This is a genomic window from Candidatus Avelusimicrobium stercoris (assembly GCF_002437085.1).
Lineage (GTDB): Bacteria > Elusimicrobiota > Elusimicrobia > Elusimicrobiales > Elusimicrobiaceae > Avelusimicrobium > Avelusimicrobium stercoris.
Genome location: NZ_DJOA01000041.1, coordinates 1 through 3,424, shown reverse-complemented (window position 1 = coordinate 3,424; position 3,424 = coordinate 1). Strand labels below are relative to the sequence as shown.

General features: G+C 50.5%; 3 protein-coding genes. 1 reads left to right on the top strand and 2 read right to left on the bottom strand.

What is annotated here, in order from left to right:
- Positions 1-120: 120 nt before the first annotated feature.
- Both B2118_RS06170 and gltA read right to left on the bottom strand, forming a co-directional pair.
- Positions 121-975 carry a sulfide/dihydroorotate dehydrogenase-like FAD/NAD-binding protein gene (locus tag B2118_RS06170; protein ID WP_428054203.1) on the bottom strand — a complete coding sequence of 285 codons (855 nt, stop codon included), beginning with the start codon at positions 973-975 and terminating at the stop codon, positions 121-123.
- Between the two features lies 1 nt (position 976).
- Positions 977-2,365, bottom strand: a complete 1,389-nt coding sequence (gltA, locus tag B2118_RS06165) for an NADPH-dependent glutamate synthase (RefSeq protein WP_428054201.1) — start codon at positions 2,363-2,365, stop codon at positions 977-979.
- Positions 2,366-2,500: 135 nt separating this feature from the next.
- Here gltA and B2118_RS06160 point away from each other — a divergent pair, with 135 nt between their 5' ends.
- Positions 2,501-2,851 carry a YtxH domain-containing protein gene (locus B2118_RS06160; RefSeq protein WP_428054199.1) on the top strand — a complete coding sequence of 117 codons (351 nt, stop codon included), beginning with the start codon at positions 2,501-2,503 and terminating at the stop codon, positions 2,849-2,851.
- Positions 2,852-3,424: the final 573 nt, after the last annotated feature.

The following is a 3,424-nucleotide window of genomic DNA, read 5'->3' as shown; positions in this document are numbered from 1 at the left end:
CCGGTGGATTTTCATATCAATTGAAAATCCCCCGGTACAAAAACCGGGGGATTTTTATATGCTTTGCAAAAACGCCCCGGGCTTTTGTATTACCCGGGGCGTTTTTAAATCAACTTGCTATTAGTGCAGGCCGCACTTGCAAACGTGGTCCTTTTTGTAAAGTTCCAAACTTTGCGCTTCCTGCGGGCGGTACTCGGCGGTGCGGCGGATGAGTTCGTCAAAATCAATGGTTTTAGACGGGAACATCGGCCCTTCCACACAAGCAAAGCGCACCTTGCCTTCTACGGTTACGCGGCAGCAACCACACATCCCCGTGCCGTCCAGCATAATCGGGTTCAGGCTGGCGTGCGGGTTCATATCCAGTTTATCCATTAAGCGCGAGGTAAACTTCATCATTGGAATCGGCCCGATAATAAAGCCTGCATTAATTTTTTCGCCCTCGTCGTGCAACTTTTGGATAGCATCGGTAACCATCCCCTTCATACCAAAAGAGCCATCGTCCGTGGTGCTGACGGTTTTATCGCACAAGGCGCTCATTTCTTTTTCCAAGATAAGCAAATCTTTGGTACGCGCACCCAACACGGCAATCACGCGGTTGCCCGCTTCCTTAAACGCGCGCGCAATCGGGTACACTTCGGCAATGCCGACACCGCCGCCTACAACGGCTACGGTGCCGTAATTTTTAATTTCCACAGGCGTACCGAGCGGCCCGGCCACATTCAAAAATTTATCGCCTTGGTTTAAGGAGTTAAATAAACTCGTCGTTTTGCCGATGGCTTGGATAATAACGGTAATGGTGCCCTTTTCTTTATCCCAATCTACGAGCGTAACCGGCACGCGTTCGCCGCCTTCACGCCCGCGCAAAATAACGAACTGCCCCGCCTTGGCGGCCTTGGCAATCAGCGGTTTATAGATGACGAATTTTGCCACCACGTCGCTTAAATTTTCTTTAATTAAAATGGTATTTTCTTCCATACTATTTCCCCTCCAAGTAGGCGTTAATGCGTTTGGCGGCCTCAATGCCGTCCTTCATCGCTAGGAGCACCGTGGCGCCGCCGCGGATGATATCGCCCCCGGCATACACGCCCGGCATAGTGGTTTTGCCCTCTTCGTCCAATACCAAAACGCCGCGCTCCGTGGTTTTCAGTTCCGGCGTAGTTTTGGCAATAATCGGGTTCGGCTTTTGGCCGATAGCCACAATAATCGTATCCACAGGCATTACAAACTCCGAGCCCGGGATTTCCACCGGCCGGCGGCGGCCTCTGGCATCGGGTTCGCCCAACTGGTTGCGGGTGCATTTAAGCCCTGTTACGCGGCCCTTTTCATCCGACAACACCTCTTTGGGGGTTACCAAGTATTCAAATTGAACGCCCTCTTCCTTGGCGTGTTCCACCTCCGCGGCGCGCGCAGGCATTTCCGCCGCGCTTCTGCGGTAAGCAATCGTAACTGTGTCCGGCCCCAAGCGCATTGCACAGCGGGCCGCATCCATTGCGCTGTTCCCGCCGCCCAACACGACGACGTGTTTGCCCACTTGGATAGGCGTATCCGTTTCCGGGAATTTAAACGCCTGCATTAAGTTAATGCGGGTTAAAAATTCGTTTGCGCTATATACGCCCACGGCGTTTTCGCCGGGGATACCCGTCAAGGTCGGCAACCCCGCGCCGCTGCCCACATACACGGCATCAAAATCTTTAAGCAAATCAGCGATTTTTTCCGTCGCGCCTACAAGCACGTCCGTTACAAACTTAACACCCATAGATTTAACGGTTTCAATTTCGTGGTCAATCACTTCGCGCGGCAAGCGGAAGGACGGAATCCCGTAGCGCAGTACCCCGCCAAAGGCGTGCAACGCTTCAAACACGGTTACGTTGTGCCCGGCGCGAGCCAGTTCTGCCGCGGCGGCAATAGAGGACGGGCCCGAGCCGATACAAGCCACCTTTTTGCCCGTCGGTTTAGCCGTTTGCGGGGCCTTTAACAAGCCCTCGTTGCGGGCGGTATCGGCGGTGTAGCGTTCCAACATCCCGATATTTACCGAGCCAAAGCGTTCCTTTAAAATGCAGTTGCCCTCGCAATGTTTTTCCTGCGGGCAGACGCGTCCGCAAATGGCGGGTAAGAGGCTCGTTTCCATAATTTTGCTGGCGGCTTCGCCTACTTTGCCGTCTTTGAGCAAAGCGATAAAGTCCGGGATTTGCACCCCCACCGGGCAGTTGGCCTGGCAGCGGGCATTTTTACAATGCAGACAGCGGTTGGCCTCGCCCTGGGCTTCTTCTTTGGTAAAAATTTGGGCCACTTCTTCAAAGTTGCGTTTGCGCACTTCGGGGGCCAGTTGTTTCCCGTTTTGACGGGGCGCGGACGGATTTGGCATAGTTACCTCCAACTAATTAAAAATAGGTCTGACAAAAACTAAATTTACGGCTATACTATGTATAGGAATTGCAGTTCCTACTAATTGTTGTACAATATATATAACATTATAGCAAAGCAAAAGGAGGGGGAAGTTATGTGTCATAAATGTGAATGTGCCGGAGCGGGAATTGCCGCTTTCTTGCTGGGTGCGCTGGTAGGCGCCGCCGCCGGAGTGCTGTTGGCCCCAGCCAAGGGCGAAGTTACCCGCCGCAAACTCAAACGCTGGGCGGATGATACCTACGAAGAACAAAAGGAATATGTATTGGAACACGCGGGAGAACTGAAAGAAAAAATTAAAGACCGCGCGGAAGATTTCCGCCACAAACTGTCCGACCGTGCCGAAGAAGCGCGCGAAAAACTGGAAGACGGCAAAAACAAAGTGGTAAAAGAATTTAACCGCCGCAAAGACGAATTTGCCGCCAAGTTCAAAAAAGACGAAGAGTAATTTTGAACCGATGAAACAGCCCCGGAACAAAACTCCGGGGCTGTTTTATTATTTTTGTCGGGCACGGAGTAAAGACTTTGCTTGCCCGTTAAAGTGTTTGCCCCTCCTCCCTGTTTAGCAGAAAAACCGGAAAAAATTTAGGAATTTTAATTAAACTAAAATATGCTATACTAAAAATAGGTTTTTAGTTAGGAGTATATAGTACAGCTACAGGGAGTGGCTAACTTACAATTTATACTGTTTTTGGAATCCTATTGAAGAATAGGAAGGCTTTGGGAAACCAAAGTTCTCATCACGTCCAAAAACAGCTGGTTTAGGCAGAAGATGAGGGGAAGTCATGAGCCCTTTGTCTTCTGCCGAGTGTTGCACAGGTATTTTGAGTGCAACTACGGCTGTTTATGACAAGACTGTGATGAGACTTGTTATAGTCAGCCGTTTTTGTTTCCTTCCATTTCATTTCTTCCTTAGTGAATAAATTCAATAGGTTCCATCGTTTTCATGCGCTACAGCACGGCGTATGAACGGGAAAGGGACTTATGAATACCTCCGCCAAGAGTTCCACAAGTCCTTTTC